This is a genomic window from Sphingobacterium sp. BS-2 (assembly GCF_046161205.1).
Classification (GTDB): Bacteria; Bacteroidota; Bacteroidia; order Sphingobacteriales; family Sphingobacteriaceae; genus Sphingobacterium; species Sphingobacterium mizutaii.
In genome coordinates this window covers 164487-182271 of sequence record NZ_JBIXGO010000014.1, presented here as the reverse complement: position 1 = coordinate 182271, position 17785 = coordinate 164487, and the positions used below count along the sequence as shown (strand labels likewise).

General features: G+C 36.5%; 16 protein-coding genes. 9 read left to right on the top strand and 7 right to left on the bottom strand.

The annotated features are described in order from the left end of the window. Nucleotides 1-225: 225 nt before the first annotated feature. On the top strand, nt 226-2055 hold the full coding sequence (locus ACK2WI_RS06100; RefSeq protein WP_409150080.1) for an alpha-L-fucosidase: 1830 nt from the start codon (nt 226-228) through the stop codon (nt 2053-2055). Between the two features lie 41 nt (nt 2056-2096). Here ACK2WI_RS06100 and ACK2WI_RS06095 read toward each other — a convergent pair whose 3' ends face one another. The 5 genes from ACK2WI_RS06095 to ACK2WI_RS06075 all read right to left on the bottom strand — a co-directional run bounded on the left by ACK2WI_RS06095 (nt 2097) and on the right by ACK2WI_RS06075 (nt 8280). Then, entirely contained in the window at nt 2097-2768 is a 672-nt protein-coding gene (locus ACK2WI_RS06095) for an ankyrin repeat domain-containing protein (RefSeq protein WP_409150079.1), read from the bottom strand. Between the two features lie 2 nt (nt 2769-2770). Continuing rightward, nucleotides 2771-4108, bottom strand: a complete 1338-nt coding sequence (locus tag ACK2WI_RS06090) for an amidohydrolase (protein ID WP_409150078.1) — start codon at nt 4106-4108, stop codon at nt 2771-2773. Nucleotides 4109-4199: 91 nt separating this feature from the next. Then, nucleotides 4200-5051, bottom strand: coding sequence for an AraC family transcriptional regulator (locus ACK2WI_RS06085; RefSeq protein ID WP_093096959.1), 852 nt, complete (start codon nt 5049-5051; stop codon nt 4200-4202). 69 nt (nt 5052-5120) lie between these two features. After that, on the bottom strand, nt 5121-6236 hold the full coding sequence (locus tag ACK2WI_RS06080; RefSeq protein WP_409150077.1) for an acyltransferase family protein: 1116 nt from the start codon (nt 6234-6236) through the stop codon (nt 5121-5123). 19 nt (nt 6237-6255) lie between these two features. Continuing rightward, entirely contained in the window at nt 6256-8280 is a 2025-nt protein-coding gene (locus ACK2WI_RS06075; protein ID WP_409150076.1) for a beta-L-arabinofuranosidase domain-containing protein, read from the bottom strand. A 157-nt stretch (nt 8281-8437) separates the two neighbouring features. On the opposite strand from ACK2WI_RS06075, the gene ACK2WI_RS06070 reads away from it, so the two are divergent. The 8 genes from ACK2WI_RS06070 to ACK2WI_RS06035 all read left to right on the top strand — a co-directional run bounded on the left by ACK2WI_RS06070 (nt 8438) and on the right by ACK2WI_RS06035 (nt 15937). Then, the gene (locus ACK2WI_RS06070) at nt 8438-9139 is read left to right on the top strand and encodes an ABC transporter ATP-binding protein (protein ID WP_313367819.1); all 702 of its coding nucleotides are present in this window, start codon (nt 8438-8440) and stop codon (nt 9137-9139) included. Next, entirely contained in the window at nt 9120-10067 is a 948-nt protein-coding gene (locus ACK2WI_RS06065; protein ID WP_409150075.1) for an HlyD family secretion protein, read from the top strand. Before ACK2WI_RS06070 ends, ACK2WI_RS06065 begins: the two co-directional genes overlap by 20 nt. Before the next feature lie 3 nt (nt 10068-10070). Further along, entirely contained in the window at nt 10071-11204 is a 1134-nt protein-coding gene (locus ACK2WI_RS06060; RefSeq protein ID WP_409150074.1) for an ABC transporter permease, read from the top strand. 1 nt (nt 11205) lies between these two features. Beyond that, complete coding sequence (locus tag ACK2WI_RS06055; protein WP_409150073.1) at nt 11206-12483, top strand: TolC family protein; 1278 nt, start codon at nt 11206-11208, stop codon at nt 12481-12483. Nucleotides 12484-12602: 119 nt separating this feature from the next. Continuing rightward, the gene (locus ACK2WI_RS06050) at nt 12603-13226 is read left to right on the top strand and encodes a hypothetical protein (protein ID WP_312696771.1); all 624 of its coding nucleotides are present in this window, start codon (nt 12603-12605) and stop codon (nt 13224-13226) included. A 361-nt stretch (nt 13227-13587) separates the two neighbouring features. Continuing rightward, nucleotides 13588-14262 carry a DNA alkylation repair protein gene (locus ACK2WI_RS06045; protein ID WP_313367824.1) on the top strand — a complete coding sequence of 225 codons (675 nt, stop codon included), beginning with the start codon at nt 13588-13590 and terminating at the stop codon, nt 14260-14262. Between the two features lie 176 nt (nt 14263-14438). Next, nucleotides 14439-15077 (top strand): hypothetical protein, encoded by a 639-nt coding sequence (locus tag ACK2WI_RS06040; protein WP_409150072.1) that lies wholly within the window; start codon nt 14439-14441, stop codon nt 15075-15077. 2 nt (nt 15078-15079) lie between these two features. Further along, on the top strand, nt 15080-15937 hold the full coding sequence (locus ACK2WI_RS06035; protein WP_409150071.1) for a hypothetical protein: 858 nt from the start codon (nt 15080-15082) through the stop codon (nt 15935-15937). On the opposite strand, the gene ACK2WI_RS06030 is transcribed toward ACK2WI_RS06035, so the two are convergent. Both ACK2WI_RS06030 and ACK2WI_RS06025 read right to left on the bottom strand, forming a co-directional pair. Next, on the bottom strand, nt 15934-16455 hold the full coding sequence (locus tag ACK2WI_RS06030) for a hypothetical protein (protein ID WP_093096990.1): 522 nt from the start codon (nt 16453-16455) through the stop codon (nt 15934-15936). The two genes, ACK2WI_RS06035 and ACK2WI_RS06030, sit on opposite strands and share 4 nt — an antisense overlap. A gap of 454 nt (nt 16456-16909) precedes the next feature. Further along, nucleotides 16910-17782 (bottom strand): ChbG/HpnK family deacetylase, encoded by an 873-nt coding sequence (locus ACK2WI_RS06025; RefSeq protein WP_409150070.1) that lies wholly within the window; start codon nt 17780-17782, stop codon nt 16910-16912. Between the last annotated feature and the right edge of the window lie 3 nt (nt 17783-17785).

Here is a 17785-nt window from a genome sequence, read left to right as displayed (position 1 = left end):
TCCGGGAAAAATTTTTAATTAAAAAAAATGGAAAATCATTTGGACTGTTCTCTTAACTTCGCTTTACCCATATTCGAGGCATATTCGGAAAATTCCGAATATGCCTCGAATAAGATCAATGGGAAATCTAAAAATCATTGGATTTTTCAGCTTTATTTAAGCTATTAAAAAATTTATTTGTATCATTATTAGTTAAGCAGAAACTTAAACATTTTAATAAACTTTATGCGCCGTACTCTAATCACATTAGCATTGGGACTATTGCTTACTCATTCAAATGGGCAGGAAATCAGAAAAGAGGTTGAAAGCCCAAAAATGGAATGGTTCGATGATGCTAAATTGGGAATATTTATTCATTGGGGGATCTATTCCGTAGATGGAATATCAGAATCTTGGGCTTTTTTCAATAATTATCTAAGCCATGAAAACTATATGAAACAGCTCCAAGGATTTACTGCCGATAAGTACGATCCAAAGGAGTGGGTTCAATTGATCAAAGATTCTGGCGCGAAGTATTCTGTTATTACCACCAAACACCATGATGGGGTTTCCTTATGGGATAGTAAGATGGATCAACCAACAACTATTGCTAAGGATGCGGCTGCGAAAAAAGATGTTTTGACTCCTTTTGTGCAGGAACTTAAAGCCTCTGGCTTAAAGACTGGTCTTTACTTCTCTTTGCCCGATTGGAGCCATCCGAATTACGATATCATCACGAGGACCCAAAAAAGGTATGATATCAAGGAAGACCCCAACCGTTGGACTCAATTCCAAGATTATTATCAAGGACAATTAAAAGAATTATCAGTTGCCTATAAGCCCGACCTGATTTGGTTTGATGGTGATTGGGAGCATTCTTCTGAAGAATGGAAAGCCAAGGAAACTTTAGATTTACTTCGTAAGTATAACAAGAATATCATTATAAATTCCCGATTGAACAATCATGGCGACTATGCTACACCGGAACAAGGTATCCCTGTTCGGCGTCCTGACCATCGGTATTGGGAGTTATGCTATACCATGAATGATTCTTGGGGATACCAGCATTTTGACAAACATTACAAGAGTCCAAATATGATTGTGAGGACCTTGATTGAATGTTTGGCAATGGGTGGTAACTTATTGTTGGACATTGGCCCAAAGGCTGATGGAACAATTCCTGAAGAACAGGTTGCGATCCTCAAGGAGTTAGCCCGATGGACCAAGAAATATTCGGAAGCCATTTATGGCACTAGAGCTGGTTTATCGCAAGATTTACTAAATGAAAAGAACAGTTTTTCTAAAGATGGTAAAACCATATTTATTTACCTGGATCAGGTTAAGGATTATGTAGAGATGCAAGGTTTTGATGATCAGCCCTTGGAAATAAAAATGCTAGGAACAAACGAAAACGTTCCTTTTGAGTATCAATTTGGTAAACTAAAGCTGCAAATACCAACTGCTAATTTTGACCCCGTTGCCTCAGTTGTTGCAGTAAAATTCAATAAAAAGCCATCTATTAATCCTCATATCCTACCAGAACCAGTTGGAATTACTGACTTTCTATATGCAAAAACCCCAAAAGAGTCCATCCGTAAAATTGTGGATATGACCTCAATTGGTGCAAATCTATTTAAAGGTTATATCAATGAAGATGGCAGCAAATTGGATAAATCCTTTAACTTCCATAGCGAGGAAACTAAAAATTGGGTTAAAAAACATGCTGAAGTTCTCCAAGATGCTGCTAAAGGAATTCCAGCAAATCACTTTAACGGAAAAACAGCCTTATCCCCTGACAAACAAACATTATATCTATTTGTAGAGGGTCAACCAACAGGTCCAATTGCCATCAAGGGATTAAAGAACAATATCGCAAGGATTCGAATTGTAGGTGAAGGTTCTATGATTGGCCATGAGATTTATAACAAGCTTTACTGGAGTGCTACGCCAGGAATTGTATATATTGATATTCCTAAGGATAGATTGGATAAAAATACAACGGTGATTGCAGTCTTATTGGAAAAACCAATTGAATTGTTCTCTGAAGAAGTAGGTGCTATTGAAAGCAATCTTTAGGTCAAGTGATACCAAAATAATAGAGGGATAAATCTTTTGATTTATCCCTCTATTATTTTGACGATTTCTTTGAATCCTCGGTTTTTTGCATGTTGGAGTGGACTTATTCCATCCTTATCAGGAATATCCATTTTAGAACCTACATCTTTTAATATTTGTACGATTTCTTGGTATTTCTTGCTCCCATCACCTAATACGATAGCTTCCATTAAAGCAGTCCATCCTAACCTATTCACATGATCGATTGGATACCCTTTTGTATTGGCCAATAACCTAACAGTTTCTACATGTCCGCGTTCACAGGCAGGAATCAAAGCCGACCCATGATAACGATTAAAGACATCAAACCTCGCCCCATTTTCTAAAAATAGCTTCAGCATTTCAGTTTGGCCTGTTGCTCCCGCATATAGAAACGGGCTATCTAAATTATCAGCTTGTTGGTTAACGTCTGCTTTAAATGAAACCAACAACTTTACCATGGGTAAATCTTGGTTTATCGTAGCGATCAATAGCAAGTTCCGTTTATTAGCATCAACCGTATTGACATCTTGTCCAGCTTTGAGAGCCGATTCCACTGCTTTAATATTTTTGCTCTCTACCAATTTAACCAGTCCTTGTTGGTCCACGATTTCGATCTCCTGTTCTTTTTTAGTTGAAGCCTGGCAAGATGAAAATCCCAATACCAGACATAGACAAATTGTTACTATCTTCATAATCAATACACTACCTTTCCGTTATAAATTAAAGATTTAACTTCAGAAACCCTTGATACCGCTTCAGCTGAACAACTTGCATCTACCAAAACTAAGTCTGCCGTATCACCAACCTTTGGCCAAAGCTGAGTACCTTTTTCGTCCAAAGGTGTAGGACCTGCAGTTGCTAATTTCAACATCCTAGACAATCCCAATTCCGTTGAATAGCCATATAATTGCGCCGCCAAATTTGCCTTTTGCAAAACACTTCCAGAACCAAAGGTATTCCAATGATCTACAATACTATCATTACCTACCATTACCTCTACCCCTTTGTTCATTAAGGTAGGAATTGGCATGATCAATCCTCCAAATGGAACCGTGGATATAATACCTATTCTAGCATCCGCTAATTTCTCAGCCAGCTCTTCTTGTTTAGCTTGGTCAATTTTGCCTAAAGCAAAACAATGGCTCAAATAAGTTTTGCCTTTGAGGCTTGGATTCTCATTAACTTTAGCAATCAGATATTCTATGGTTTTTACCCCTGAATCTCCAGTTTCATGGAGATGTATATCAATTCCTTTTTGATTATCCAAAGCCAGTTGAACGGTAAAGTCCATGGTCTTTTCAATAGCTCCATCAATACTGAATGGATCCAGACCACCAATAAAATCAATATCCATTTTTGCAGCTTCCTTTAGATAAGGAACAGTGTCTGTATAGAATACACCGTGTTGAGGGAATGCTACCAATTCAGCTCCAAAACTGTCCTTTTTATGGTCTAATGCTTTTTGGAGGTTTTTTAGGGATTCTAATTTCGACGTGGGTTCAATATTGACATGGCTCCTTGCAAAACCTGATCCATGGGATTGCAATAATTCGATCAATTTCTCTGCCTTGAAGGTTGATGTCTTCAACAATTCCGGCATGATTTCCTGTTCAAGAGCGATCATTCCCTTCACGCCGCCTTTTCTCCTCTTGACAGCTTGCCATTTGTCAGCATAAAATGTTTTATCCAGGTGAATATGCATATCCTTGAAGGAAGGCAACATCAATAATCCCTTGGCGTCAATGGCATCAGGATCATTGGAATTGGCACTGATATTTTTGATTTTACCATTCTCGATTTCAATCAAAAACAGTTCAGTTTTGGTTGAAGCCACTTCACCTTCCATAAATTCAAAGCCAGTCTCTAGTCTTACATTTTTAAGTTTTAGATTTTTCATGTCTTTATTGTAATTGATGGAGTCCATTGCTCTAGATTTAATATCTTCATTTGCAGCTAGGACATTTGAACCTATTGCTAAGCCTGCAACACTCATGGCGGAATTCCTTAAGAAGTCTTTTCTTGAAAGTTTCATATCCAATAATTTTGAATGTGTGATTTACAATACAAAGGTAAGATGCTCTCCATCGAAATTCTTGGAAATAATATCCAAATCCTTGTAAATTTTATAACTGCGAACGGAATTGACTAGGACTTAGACCTGTTTGATTCTTGAAAAAGTTAGAAAAATAGGCATGATCCGAGAAACCCAGATCGAACGCTATTTCCTTAACGCTACGATCAGAAGTCTGTAAAAGCCTTTTGGATTCAAGAGTAATCCGCTGATGAATAAGCTTATTCGCAGAAACTTTGAGATTCTTTTTGCAAAGGATATTCAGATAATTAGAACTGATGTTTAATTGTTCAGCATAAAAAGAAATCGATTTCTGGCTCTTGTAAAATTTATCAATAAGCCAATTGAACTTGGCTAGACGTGGCTGGGTTTGATAAACCTTAAATTCCTCAATATCAAATTCAGCTTCTTTACTGACCAATGCTGCAATAACAGCTGCACGTGCAGAAATCAGCTGATTTACAGGTTGGGGATCAAGTAATTCATCGCGGATAGCATTGAACTCATATAGCAACTTTTCAAATGCCTCCTTGCTAAGTTTAATAACGGGATGGTTCTGGTAATTGGTAAAAGAATATCGAAAAGCTGGAGCAAATTGCTCTAGGAAGGATTTTTCAATCATAAGCTGATATCCTTTAGATCCGGCAGCGATATGCCACTTATGGATCTGTTCTGGAAAAAGAACATGCACTTCCTGATCAGCAATGGAATAATCGACAGAGTCTATACTATGGACACCAGAGGCATGATCAAAAAGGATAATAATAAAGAAGTCATGCTTGTGGGGTTTCTCAATAATCTTTTCACCCAGGATCTCATTGAAGAGCAATTCTTTTTTTCCAGCGAATTGCTCCTCACGGAATCCATGCATATCAAGTGTAGGAATTACATTTTTGTCTTCCATTTGATTTCCTTTGAAAAGATTATTTCCTTCTAAAATTAAGGAATAACAAACGGAATAAGCTGACTAAGTCTAGATTTTGACAAAAATCCCTCTTTTATATAAGAAGATAAGTATTAGGAGAACAATAGAGTAATTTCCGATAGTCAGTATCAAATGAGAATACTCTTCAAAATGTTTTTCTAAACCAAAAGTCAAGGAATGAACCAAACTTCTGAAATCAATAACTTCAGCCAGTCCGTAGGCTACAATGGAATTCATACCATAAACTTTTAGCCAGCGGAAAGGCATTTTTATTTGTTTGACATCGATTACATAGTAAAAAACAGCCATCAATAAGATGCATATACCACCAGAGAACAAGGTCATGCTACCTGTCCATATTTTCTTAATGATCGGTTGTTGAAATTGCCAGATCAAACTTACAACGATACAGATTGCAGCGGCGATGATCAATTTTATAGTTGTTCCATTGGGATCTTTATCCTTCCCATCCTTGATCACTTTACCGGTAAGACAGCCCATTAATACCGTAACAACAAAAGTCAAGCTGCTCCAAATCCAGGTATATTGATAATGTTCGGAAAATATCCATTCATCGCCTTGCCATTTCACTCCATCCATAAAATTTTGAAGAAACATTTTGTCTAGATAGATGGCAAAATTATAATTAGGTTCGTATCCACCCCATGTGGACATTGGGATAGAATAAATGATCAATAAGGACAAGCCTAATCCGATGAGTTTTTTAAAGCTAAAATGAAGATACGCCAAGGAGGTAATGAGGTATCCTGTAGCGATTGCTTGTAATGTATTGGAATATAATCGTAATACGTGCCAATCAAATGCTAAAAGATTACCTTGCACAATCATCCCAATAATCCATAAAATCAGAAATCGCCTTATGATGTGCCTATATACTTCAGGGCTATCGTTTCCAATTTTCCGATCTAAGGAAAAAGGAATGGTAATACCTGTCATAAATAGGAATAAAGGCATGATCAAGTCCCAAAGCCTAAAGCCTTCCCATGCTTCATGTTCAAATTGGGTCAACATGCTGTGATAAGCAAGGTTATCCCAGATCTGTCCAATAGACATCAAGACAGGTTGTAAAAAAACCAACAGAAACAGGTCAAGGCCCCTAAGGATGTCGAGAGACTCTAATCGTTGTGAAGGAATAACTTTCATAATTTATGGTTAATTGGGTTTATTTTCTAAGCATTGGAAATTGAGATATCCTTAAGGTAGTACAACCATAGGGTATCAATCGGATTTCAACTTCTTTTAATTCATTGATATTCAAACCATACATATCTGCGGTCGGCATGGGGCCTGCCATGCCATTATAAAGTTTCCAGAAAGGCAATTGCCTTGCTTTTACTTTCAATTCAATAGGAGCATTTTCACGGTTCCAAGGATATTCCTTATTGGCATTTGGATTTTCAGAGACTTGGAATAGCGTGGCCATTTCCTTTTTGTTGAACAGTGGCAAGCCATAATTCCAATCTGCAGTAGGCCTGACTTCAATAAAGGAATTTCCATAGGCTACTTTTTCTTTGTCATCCAAGAACACTTCTTTTTCTTCACCAGGAATATCCAAAGCATAAACCAGAGGTCCTCTTTCTATGGCACGTGAGCCTTCATGGTAAGTCTCAAAGTTAAATTCCATTGGAAAATCCAAAGTCATGACATCATTATTTTTCCAGGCCCTTTTGATTTCAATGACAGAACCTGGTTTCGCATCGGCATTAAACTCCTCCCCATTGATAAGGATTTTGGCATTTTTTGTCCATGAAGGAATTCGGATCTGATATGGAAATTCAACTGCATTTTCTCGGTGATTGAATTTGAGGTTGATTTTACTTTCAAATGGATAGAAGGTTTCTTGGGAGACTTGTACCATTTTACCTGCTTCTCCAACTTTTACCACAGCGGATGATGGAGCATAGATCATGGAAGCAATTCCTTTATTTGCAGTTGCATAATATAGGTTTTGCGTGAATTTCGGCCAGCCTTGATGCATATTGGATGTACAACACGGATAACCAGTCAAAAGCCCAAAAACAACATCTGTTCCTTGATGGTTGACATCGAAATTGTACATCTGCCTAGTGATCTGAACCTGATTGGCCTGCTGGAAATACTGCCGACGCATAAAATCATCGGAAATCTGTGTTGGCAATGCATTGAACGCCACTTTTTCTAAATGCTCTGCAAATCCTACATCGCCGGTGATTTCTAGCATCTTTTCTAAGGAAAACATCAACTCCACTGCAGAACAGAGTTCGGAACCCTGTGTAGGATTGCTCCCATGCAAGGCTTCATCACCGCCATACATGCCTTGAGCCTGACCATTAAATAATTTTATATCAGAAAGCCCTTGTTTCACTGCGGCCAGATGTTTAGGATCTTTACTTTGTTGATAAAAAATAACCGGCTCCTTGAGTCCTTGAGCAAGGTTGACACAATGTATGCTCCTAAATGTAGCAAGCATGTTGCGTTGGATAAATTTTTGGGTAAAGTCAAAACCCTGCGCATGCAGGATATCGGCTAGTTCCAGCAATTTTGGGTCTTCGGTAATATTGTATAGCCAATAAACTGCCTGTAAATTATCCGCTGATCGATATTCAGCCCAAAAGGTCCAATGTCCAAGGGGCTTCTCTTCTAATGTCTTTAGTTGATAATGGAAATATTTTGTAAAAAGGTTGACTACCCTTTGATCTTCAGTTGCCGAATAATATTGCTGCAATATTTTGAGCATGACCATCTTGGGCCACCAATCATGGGAATTATTCCTTTGGATACCTGGTTCATAATCATAATCTTTTGCTGGACCAAAATAACCATCTTCCGATTGGCTTTGCAGGGCCCACTCCACCCAACGCTGTGCTTTGGCTTTTAAACCTTTATCATTTAACTGATAGGCCAAAGGTAAGAGGCCATCAACCCAATAAGGTCCACGCTCCCATTGATCGCCATCACCACCTAACCAGCCATTTCGATCTCCCATAACCAGTGGATAAAGTTGATCTAATTGACCTGTAGCTCCATTTTTCTGGGTAATTAGCATTTCTTCCAACCAGCCTTGAGGTTTAATCGCTCCTAAAGGCAACTCCATATAAGGCTTTTGGATCAAAGGAGCCTTATTTTGAATATAGGGTTGGGCTTGAACTTGGGCGCTGGCAAAAGTCAATAAAAATGCAGCAAAGGACAATTTGATTTGTTTATTCATGGCATTAGGTTTATTCGAAACGAATCGATCGAAGTGATTACTCACTATGAAGTTAAAGTTTTTTTAACAATCATTTCCCATTTATATAAAGAAATTAGCTTTTGTTTTTGGCTTTAGATGAATTCTTGGTTATTTTTAAAATCAAAGCTAGAAAAGCATGCCCGAAGAAATTGTTCGCCTAGAAAACGTAGATAAAATATATCAAACTGGAGACACTAGCATTACTGCATTGGCTAAAAGTAGCCTAAGTTTTGATTCAAATAAATTAACGTTGATCATGGGGCCATCCGGTTCTGGAAAAACTACTTTATTATCCATCATAGGATGTATTATCTATCCAAGTTCAGGAAAAGTTTATTATAAAGATAAAGAGGTAACGAGTTTATCGGAGAACAAACTTGCGGATTTACGTTTGCATGATATTGGCTTTGTTTTCCAGCAATTCAATTTATTGGAGCCTCTAACCGCATTGGAGAATGTGATGCAGCCATTATTATTGCAATCCGTTGAAAAAAAGGAAGCCAAAGAAAAGGCAATTTCAGCTTTGGAAGCAGTGGGATTATCCGACCGATTGCACAATTTGCCAAAGAAATTAAGTGGAGGGCAAAAACAACGTGTAGCCATCGCAAGAGCTTTAGTTACCAACCCCAGCATGATTTTATGCGATGAGCCTACTGCTTCCTTGGATGCAAAAAGTGCGTCCATCATTATGGAAGAACTCAAAGAACTAGCTCAAGAGGGAAAAGCAGTGATTATTGTCACACATGATTTAAGGTTAAGAAAATTCGCAGACGAAGTTATATATGTTGAAGAAGGAAATGTTTCAAATAGTATTCGAAATGAGGAAGATTACAAATAGCCTAAGCATTTTGAGTTTCTTGGTCTTATTGCTAGCTGTAGTCAGCTGCAAGAATGAAAAGAAACAAAAGGAAGAAGAGAAAGCGAAAGTCTCAGCCATTTATGGTTCTGTGATAGCAATTGGCAAAGTAATACCAGAGGACGGTTGGGTTCAGATCAGTTCGCCAGTCAGTGCAGAAATCAAAGAAATAAGGGTTAAGGAAGGCGATGAAGTTGAACAGGGACAAGTCTTAATGAGCTTAAAAGAGAATAGCGAAGAATTAGATGTTGCTCAGTCCCAAGCGCAATTAGAGAGTTTGAAAGCAGCGCATCAAACTAATCTCAGCGATCTGGCGAAGCAGGATATCATATTACAAGAATTAAAATCTAAATATGAGACTTCTAAGGCTCTTTTTGCCAAAAATGCGGAAACTAAAGAAAAAGTTGAAAACGATCTTTCCAACCTAAAACAACAGGAGGAACTTATTTCAGGTTTGAGGAGCCAGATAAAAGCCAATAAAGCTTCAGAAAAGGAGCAATCTATTTTAATTTCCAAGAACAAGCAAAGTTTACAGGATTATCTGATTACAGCTATCAAGAAAGGCGTCATCGCTGAATTAAATGTTCAATTGGGCCAAACTATTAATGGTACTGAAGAATTGGGTAAAATTGTGGACAAAGATAATATCATTATTGAAGCAGAGGTTGATGAGTTATTTGCAGACAGCGTGAAAATTGGACAATCCGTCGACATCAATTTTGTGGGTAAACCAACTGTCATTGGTAAAGGAAAGATTGTTTATGTCAGTCCTACCTTGATGAATAAATCTATTTTATTTGAAACAGCAAATGAAGCTGAAGATCGAAGAGTAAGGAGGATACGGATTGAACCAGAGAAAAATCCTTCTTTATTGATCAATTCGAAAGTAGAATGTAAGGTAAAATTATAAGGTATGTTGGGATTAGCTTGGAAATTCATTCGCTTTGATCGAGCAAAGAGCTTTGGAATAATTACTGCCATCGTAATCAGTGTATTTCTAATTGGCCAACAATTAAGCCTCTTATTCTTTTTAATGGGATTAATGGGGAATTTGGTAAACAATGCGCCGGTAGAAAAGAATGATTTATGGATTATAGAATCCCAAAGCAGGAATGTGAATTCCATCAATAGCATAGACCAACGAGCTGTCCAGGAAATAGGCAGTTTGGAAGGCATTGAAAAAACGACGCCAATTATCCTTGCCAATGCCCAAGCTACCTTTTTGGATGGCAAGACTGCTGCCGTAACCTTAGTTGGGGCCCCTGCCCCTGCATTTATGATGGGTCCAGAAGTTAATAAAATTGATAGCGGGTCTGTTCAGGATCTTTTACAGCCTTATGCTGTCAGTGCTGAATATTTCAATGCAAGAAGTTGGGAAACTTCTCTTTATTTAAATAAACCAATAGAGATCAATGGTAAGAGTGCCAAATTAGCGGTCATCACAAAAAACGCGCAAGCATTTGGGGCCAGTTTTATGTATACCACGCTGGAAAATGCGACTTATTTCGGAAACTTCCCCAAAGATAAGGTCAGTTTAATCATTGCCAAGCTTACTGATGGACAGGACAAAAAAGAGATGATTGAAGTAATCAATCAGAATTTTCCTCATTTAAGGGCATGGGATGCTGAAAAGCTAAGATCATCAACGGTTAAGGAAATCTTGATTTCATCAAATATGGGGATGAGCTTTGGAACTCTCGTAGTATTCGCCATGATTTCTGGTTTTTTTATAATTGGCTTAACTCTATATTCATCTGCTTTAGACAGGATCAAGGATTACGGTACATTAAAGGCAATTGGAGCCAAAAACAAATTTGTCAATCGGTTGATCATTGCGCAAGCCTTTCTATATGCATCAATTGGTTATGGGATAGCCATGATGCTGATCTATGGTTTTAAGTTTGGGGTCGAAAAAAGTGGTTTAAATATAAATGTGAGTATACCTTTTGCCTTGTTCTTATTATTGGTTACCATGATAATATCCATTGGGGGCTCTTTATTTGCCGTTAGAAAAATCTCTAAATTAGAACCAGCCTCAGTTTTTTAATATGAAGAAATCCATCTTTACCATATTACTCATAATAGGATATTCCATATCCGGAAATGCCCAGAGCCTTAGCCTAATGGACCTTTGGAATTATGCAGACCAAGGAAGGAGTTTAAAGGAAAAGAAACTGAATAAAGAAGTTCAGGAAGAGCAATTGAATGTTAGAAGATCAGAGCGATTTCCTGTGATTTATGGCGATGCCAACTTGCAAAGGAATTTAATAATTCCAACTACTCCAGTACCCGCAATAGCATTTGATCCCAATGCTGAAGAAGGAGCAATATTACCATTAAAATTTTCCACTAAATGGAATTCTAAGGCTGGTCTACAATTGGAATGGGACTTATTTAATCCCAACAGGGAAACGCAACAACAGGAGGATCAAATCGCTTTAGAAAAAGCCAAGGTTGAGGAATCTTTAGCTGAACAAGATTGGAGGACCAATGCTACACTTGCCTATGCTTCCATTGTATTGGCGACAGCGCAATATCAATTTGCCTTAAAAGATTCAGCCTTATTTGAAGAAATTAATGCCATCAATAAAGAAAGGTTTTTGGCTGGAAGAGGGAGTTCAGAAGAATATAGCCTTTCCCAACAGGAAGTACAACGAAAAAGAATCCTGATGCATGAATCATGGTCCATTTTGCAGGAAGCGAATTTAGAGCTAGGTAGATATTATTCATTAGATTCCATAACCGTTTTGAGCAATAATATGGAAGAAATAATAATGGAATTAGAAGGATATGAAAAAAAGGGTTATGATCAGAAGTTAATAGAATTAGACCAGCAATTATCTATCATTCAATTGAATGGGATAAAGCGTCAGGCCTTACCGAGCCTTAGCTTTAATGCCTATTACGGTGCTCAATACTTCAGTAATTCCTTAAACCTGGTCGATAAAAGCAATTGGTATGGCTATAGCTATGCAAACCTGGGCCTTCGAATACCTATTTCAGCCTATTTTAGCAATAGCAGTGCAATCAGGAAAGCTCAACTCAGTGAAAAAGTCTTTTTGCAGCAGCTGGAAGACCTTCAACTGAATGATGGAATCAACCAAAAACAAAAGCGGGGAAAAATAATATTTTCAAAACAAAAGATTGAAGCTTTGGAGAAAATCAAAGATCTGGCATTCCAAAACAAGGAGGAGAAATTGGCAGCCTATCAGAGTGGCAGAATTTTATTGATAGACTTTAATAAAGCCAGCAGTGATTACCTGAAATCATGTCAGGATATTTGGCAAGCCAAATACGACCTATTGAAAATCATTTTGGAACAATAACCATTTTTCGTCTTCTTTAACAAAAAGCAGTAATTATTTTATAATCAACATTTTATTTATATTTTTAGGCGAGGCCTAATTATTTTAGGTCTCTCAAACCAATATTAATTTAAAATGCCATGAGTACAATTATCAGTATAGTCATTATTGCTATAGTCATTATTGTTCTTATTGTGAGTTGGATAACGGGTAAATCCACTGCAAGCCGGCCCGAATTTTCTGAAAACGATTATCCTGAAATAAATAATGATAAAGGCATTTTAATTGAAGGCCCTATTTATAGTGAAGTTAAGGAAGCATGTATGGATTTCTGCGAAATGATCAATGAAATGGAATATCATGTCATTATCAAACTCGTCCGAATCGACCCCAATACTTGTTTACTACTATTTCCTTATGAAATTGACTTCAAATATTATTGTTATCTCTTGAATTATCTAGAGTTCCCTTTGTATTTGAAATTCAACGCAAAGGTAACTGGCTGGTTAACTTCAAAAAAAATAGACCAATGGATTGATAATCGTTCGGTCAATAAGAGAATCATGGTTTACAATGCAGCAGATAAAAACAATGCCGACCTCGTTTACTTCACGACCATGGATCAGATTGGTTATATCGTAGAGTTTAGTTCAAATGAAAAAGCAAAGGAATTACCAAGTCCTGTAAGACGTTTTGAATCGTGTAAAAGATGTGTTGATGATTTAAATATACTTAAAGGGGAATTGATCGTTTCAAAAAGTTAATTTACTGGGTGACAAAATGTACAGGCTTATAGAATGTCAGACTGACAGTCTTGTTATTCATAAGAAATTAAGCCCTATAATCAATGCATTTTATCGCTAGTCAACAACAAAATGTTAAAAATAGTTAAACGAAATGTTAATTTCCATTTCGGCACAGACATTGAATATATCTAATCAAATTTCATAATTTAGGTTAATAATTGGTTAGTTAAAACTCCTTAGGTTCCCCGCCTAAGGAGTTTTTTTATGCAATGAAATCAATCTTAGTCAATAATTCTTATTTTTACAGGAGTAGAATATTAGGTCCTATCCTTTATTTCTAAATACACTAAGTAAACCACTTTAAACTTCCTATAAAGACATGGCTAAAATAACCACACAAGAGGTTTTAGATGAATTAAAATCATTAGGTTCAGAAAAACTAGTTGCACAAAATAAAAAAAGAGGCGCCGGCGATAATCAATTTGGAGTTAAGATGGGCGATGTCCGTAAGATAGCTGCCAAAATAAAAAAAGATCAGGAACTGGGACTTGAACTATGGGAGACCAACAATATGGAAGCTAGATGTGTTGCCATCTTAATTCTGGACCCTAAAAAATTAAGTAATGAGCAATTGACGTCGATGGTATCATCAGAGAACTTTGCGAATGTAATTGATTGGCTATATAGTTATTTAATCAAAGATAGTTTAGACAAGCAGACCTTGAGATTACAATGGGAAAAAGCTGACAATGTGATGTTGCAGCGGTTAGCTTGGAGTTTGATTTCCGGAAATATTGCCAGAAATCCTGAATTGGAAGATACCCCAAAATTATTGGATTATATCGAAAAACACATGCTGGAAGCAAAGCCTGAGGTTCAATGGACCATGAACAGCACATTAGCTCAGATAGGTATAAAACAACCTCAATATAGAGATCGTGCCATAGCAATTGGACATAAGTTAGGTGTCTATAAGGATTATCCCGTTTCAAAAGGTTGCACCTCTCCTTTTGCCCCAATTTGGATTGATTACTTTGTGAGCAGAGAACAGTAAGGGCCAAGGATATTAATATATTTTTAACAATAAGTTTATATAAAGCCGATATAAAGCAGTTGAAATCCACATTTTTCAACTGCTTTATTTATTTTATTAAATATTTAGAAATAATTTTTATATTTACTATAGTTTACGGACTCACTAGCTGCTACCATTTTATTAAAAACTAATATATGACACTATTAACCAAGCGATTACCTATTTATTTTTTAATAATACCGTTCTCTTTTCTTTTTTGTATTCTCCATTCCTGCGGACCTAAGGAAATCGAACCGGAACCGGAACCGAAGCCAGCCCCAAAACCGGAACCAGAACCCGAGCCCGAACCTGTTGAGAAGCCCAAAATCATATTATATAAATATACTTCTGAAAAGAATGAGGATTTTATTGAGTACCTAAAAGGCTTTGTTGTAAAAAATCTTACTGAACCAGATATCAAACTGCATTTCGGCAATCGAGTTACTTATTTCAGGCCTGATTCCATCTTGATTAAAGAGGATTCCATGTTTGTTTATAAATCAAAAATGCCCATGGGGTCCTATCAAATAAAATGGTCGGAGCAAATCCTTCAGATCCATGAAGCTAAAAACAATACCTGGAAGAATTGGGCAAGCATTAACGCCGATTCAATCCTAACCCTAAAAGTGAGCTTTTACAAGAAAAACGCAAATAATAGCAAAAGTAGCCATCTGAGTTTCGGGCAACAATATGAAATGCCAGACAATAGGCATTTGCTTGACGCAAATCCTTTAAATAATTCCAGATTGATCTGGTTGATAAAGAATTATGTTTTTACCCCTGAAAAGAAATAAATATGAGAACTGTACTATTAACAACTTTGTTATTTATTTTGACATTTGGAATCATTTCAGCACAAGAAACAAAATCTTCCGCGACTTTATTCAGCAAAAACCCTGAACAACTTTATTTAGGAGCCGTCCTAAGTAAAAAATCTATCAATACGGAGAAACATGAATTCAAGGATATCAAGACCAAGGAGAAGATTTTTCTCCTATCCACGACCTTTAAATACGAATTTCCCGAAATTGTGCCGACAAAGGAAAATATGTACCAGGTAATAGCTGATGAATTGAAGGCAAAAGGAGCACCAACTAGTTCAGGAATTGCTAGCTATTCCTTTTATCCGATTCGAAATCTAGAGGATCTCTATGCTAATTTTGGACAAAAAATGGATTTGGGAAAATGGTTTGGATTGGACATAAATAATAAAATGCCAGTATCCAATATTTTGATTGCTTATGAGATCCCTCTATTTGATCTCTATTTAGATATTGCAGAAACAGGAATGATGAATTATAGGGAAGAATTAGCAAAATTAAAGGATGATGACCTGATCTATGTTATGAGTATCACCTGGGGAAGGAAGGCATTAATATTTGTTCAATCTGATTTTGATGAAAATAGTTTGAAAGTTGCGTTGAATAGATACCTCAACGACGAGGAATTGACGGATGAACAAAAGGTAATCTTGGAAACCGCGACCTTCTCTTACAATATTTTTGAGGACATTCCTTTGGAATTAGAAAACCCCAACCCTATTAAAACAGTATTGAATTATCTTTCAGCGCCCATTACTGCGGATAATTACGGTGCTATTATCCATTTTATGGCTGATGAAATCGATGGCTCAACCTATAATAACAACTTTTAGGTATGAGTTTTATCAAACTCGACTTTTTTAATAACGGGGACTCCAAATAAGCCAAAAGAAAGATGAACGCTTAGGGAATCTGGATGAATATTTTGTTGCCTTATTTCTTTAGAAAGTCCTATTCTTTTATGGTATCCGCCATCAAACTCAGCTTTGACCACTTTTGGGGCAATCTCTTCTCCGGGAATCCATATTTTATTGATCTTACATCTAACCTTATAGCTAGAAACTTGGGTTGTAGAAGAACAGAAAAAGAAGTTTAGGCTTAGAAAAATAAAGGTCAGGTAAGATCCTGAAAGGATAATGCTATAAAAAACACTTTCCAATTTTCCCACAGCATTAAATAAGCTATGTTTTCTGATTAGGAAATAGATAACTATCCCAAATAGAAAGAAAGAAAAGATCACTTTTAGCGACAATAAGGTTTTTTCATAGAGAAAATAATTTAAAATATTTAAAACAAATACCGAGAGAAATAATCTATCTAGCAAAGTGAGCTTCTTTTGTTTTAACCCCATAACTCGTCAAAAGTCTTAATTTTTTAATGAACAAATATATAAAATTCAACTGAAAACACTTTATTTACAAATACGAAAAGTGAGACTAAATAAAATATGTTTTTTTAATACAAGTGTCATTATTGCTAAAATTAAGAAATGTATTTTCCTATTACGGATATTTTAAATATATTTGAACACAATCGACAAAAAAGTGAAACCAATATTTGACCTAATTTATTGAATGAAAAAAAATATTTAATGGAAATAGGCACAATATGGTCATAGTTTTATTTTTCAGTTTTGTTATTTTATCCTCAAGTGTTGTGATCTATGCAAACTGGTTTATCACTGGAGATTACAGAATGAAGCAATATTTATATAGAATATGGATATCTGCATTTTTCTTGATTTCTTTATATGTTATATTCTATTCTCCTTTCCACAGATTTTTCATGTAATCTTTTCAAAGAAATTATTTACGAGCTTGTAAGGATTGAAAGTCGGTCAATTCAATTCCAAGTTCCTTAATCTTTGCTTTTATTCTAGGATCGATTAGAATTTTGGTTACATCGCACCTATCTTCACGAACATTTCTATAACCTTCATGGCCCACATTTTCCATTTCACTCACATCAAGGCCAGGATGCTCCACAAAGAGATAAACTTCATTTTCCTTTAATTCCTCTAGAGCCTTTAAAAACGCTTGGATTTTGTCTTCCACGTTTGCTTTACTTTTCAGATCTAGGTTTGGGAACATCTTGAATTCATAATCCATATCTTGAGGGAGGTTATACTCTTTAGATAGTCTAACCAACATAGCTTTTACTTCATCATTCCAATTTCCACAGCCCATATGGGTGGAAATATGGGAAATGCGTGGAAGCATCTTTTTCGCCAATTCAATCTGCGCACGAAACTCTGCCTCAATTTCAGCTAATTTCCATTGATGCTCCTGAATGGATGCATTTGGAACTTTTGGATTCGGATAAATGAAAGAGAAAAAATTCCCATACTCATCAACCAAACTTTTTGCTGCAGTTAAGGGTCGCCACTTGCAATTTTCCCATTCACTGGTAATCATCAGGTGTACTCCGACATCCAGTTTTGGATTTTCATTTAGCATTTTAACAGCTTCAGGGGCCCAAGGGCAATTTACCATCAATTCTACAGAGGATGTTATACCATTTTTGTAGGTTTCAATAATGGCAAGGTTAGCCGCATTAAAAGATCCGATATCATCCGATCTCACAATTAATTGAGGTGGCTTTTGAGCAAACAATGGAATGGATAGGATGCTGAACAATAATAAAAGGCTTAATTTTCGAAAATTTGGATTTACGGACATAGT

Bases quoted from the DNA above. Each gene is read 5' to 3' on its own strand.
- ACK2WI_RS06100 (WP_409150080.1), top strand. From the start codon at position 226: ATGCGCCGTACTCTAATCACATTAGCATTGGGACTATTGCTTACTCAT.
- ACK2WI_RS06095 (WP_409150079.1), bottom strand. From the start codon at position 2,768: ATGAAGATAGTAACAATTTGTCTATGTCTGGTATTGGGATTTTCATCT.
- ACK2WI_RS06090 (WP_409150078.1), bottom strand. From the start codon at position 4,108: ATGAAACTTTCAAGAAAAGACTTCTTAAGGAATTCCGCCATGAGTGTT.
- ACK2WI_RS06085 (WP_093096959.1), bottom strand. From the start codon at position 5,051: ATGGAAGACAAAAATGTAATTCCTACACTTGATATGCATGGATTCCGT.
- ACK2WI_RS06080 (WP_409150077.1), bottom strand. From the start codon at position 6,236: ATGAAAGTTATTCCTTCACAACGATTAGAGTCTCTCGACATCCTTAGG.
- ACK2WI_RS06075 (WP_409150076.1), bottom strand. From the start codon at position 8,280: ATGAATAAACAAATCAAATTGTCCTTTGCTGCATTTTTATTGACTTTT.
- ACK2WI_RS06070 (WP_313367819.1), top strand. From the start codon at position 8,438: ATGCCCGAAGAAATTGTTCGCCTAGAAAACGTAGATAAAATATATCAA.
- ACK2WI_RS06065 (WP_409150075.1), top strand. From the start codon at position 9,120: ATGAGGAAGATTACAAATAGCCTAAGCATTTTGAGTTTCTTGGTCTTA.
- ACK2WI_RS06060 (WP_409150074.1), top strand. From the start codon at position 10,071: ATGTTGGGATTAGCTTGGAAATTCATTCGCTTTGATCGAGCAAAGAGC.
- ACK2WI_RS06055 (WP_409150073.1), top strand. From the start codon at position 11,206: ATGAAGAAATCCATCTTTACCATATTACTCATAATAGGATATTCCATA.
- ACK2WI_RS06050 (WP_312696771.1), top strand. From the start codon at position 12,603: ATGAGTACAATTATCAGTATAGTCATTATTGCTATAGTCATTATTGTT.
- ACK2WI_RS06045 (WP_313367824.1), top strand. From the start codon at position 13,588: ATGGCTAAAATAACCACACAAGAGGTTTTAGATGAATTAAAATCATTA.
- ACK2WI_RS06040 (WP_409150072.1), top strand. From the start codon at position 14,439: ATGACACTATTAACCAAGCGATTACCTATTTATTTTTTAATAATACCG.
- ACK2WI_RS06035 (WP_409150071.1), top strand. From the start codon at position 15,080: ATGAGAACTGTACTATTAACAACTTTGTTATTTATTTTGACATTTGGA.
- ACK2WI_RS06030 (WP_093096990.1), bottom strand. From the start codon at position 16,455: ATGGGGTTAAAACAAAAGAAGCTCACTTTGCTAGATAGATTATTTCTC.
- ACK2WI_RS06025 (WP_409150070.1), bottom strand. From the start codon at position 17,782: ATGTCCGTAAATCCAAATTTTCGAAAATTAAGCCTTTTATTATTGTTC.